The sequence below is a fragment of the Pseudovibrio sp. POLY-S9 genome (genome assembly GCF_001431305.1).
Lineage (GTDB): Bacteria > Pseudomonadota > Alphaproteobacteria > Rhizobiales > Stappiaceae > Pseudovibrio.
Genome location: NZ_LCWX01000170.1, coordinates 10,100 through 11,018 on the forward strand (window position 1 = coordinate 10,100; position 919 = coordinate 11,018).

A 919-nucleotide genomic window follows, 5' to 3' on the forward strand; every position below is an offset into this window, starting at 1 on the left:
AACAGGTCGAGCTTCTCTCTCTCCCCGCTTCCGTAGGCGACTTCCAGCTGGTTTTTTGAGCTCTCGCGAAACGCTTTGGAGCGCTCAACCCATTGATTAAACAGCTCTTGTGCGTTTGGTACTGCACCGGAGTTATGATAGGCCGCGTCCCAATCCCGCATCACGTTATTCCGCTCTTGGCAGTACTGCCGTTGCTTCAATTTCCACTTTGGCCTGATCTTCCACCAAATCAGCCACCTGGATCATGGTCATGGATGGAAAATGACGGCCAAACACAGAGCGATACGCTTCGCCAACTTCTCGCAGGCGAGCGGTGTAGTCTTTCTTGTCGACCACATACCACGTCAGGCGCACCACATGCTCTGGCTTAGCGCCAGCTGTGGCTAGAATTTCGCGAATGTTCTCAAGCGTTTGCTTGATCTGATCAATGAGATCATCGCTCTCGAAGACCTGCTGGCCGTTCCAGCCGATTTGACCTCCCAGAAAGATGGGTGTGCCTTCTGCCATAATGCCATTGGCGTATCCAGAAGCAGGCTTCCAACCTTCCGGCTGGAGAAATTTGAACAGTGCTTGTTGTGTTGTCATGAAGGTCCCTCTTCCTTCAGGAAAAATTCCATTTGTTTCTTAATGGCTTGCGGCCAACTCGCTGGCTTCTTGTCCTCGCCTTTGACGTAGACAATGACTGAGCGACTGGTGAGACGAAGCTCGTCCTTGCATGTCACCGTAAACTCCAGATGGACACTGGAGCGTCCCAGCTTTGTGACCTGAAGCGTGAATAAGAGTTCGTCACCAAGCTTGCCCGGCTTTTTGAACTCTGTTTCGATCTTGGCTGTGGGGACTGCATCCCCTTGATTTATATGAATTTCTACGAACGACGTGCCGAGCGATTGCTCGAACCACTCTTCGGTGACCTGATTGA

Annotated in this window: 2 protein-coding genes; both read right to left on the bottom strand. The window is 51.6% G+C overall.

What is annotated here, in order from left to right; genetic code table 11:
- Positions 1–165: 165 nt before the first annotated feature.
- Entirely contained in the window at positions 166–585 is a 420-nt protein-coding gene (locus PPL9_RS17360) for a RidA family protein (protein ID WP_057463883.1), read from the bottom strand.
- Positions 582–919, bottom strand: a 338-nt coding sequence (locus PPL9_RS17365; RefSeq protein WP_057463884.1) for a thioesterase family protein, incomplete at its 5' end; no start/stop codon positions are given. The genes PPL9_RS17360 and PPL9_RS17365, both read right to left, overlap by 4 nt.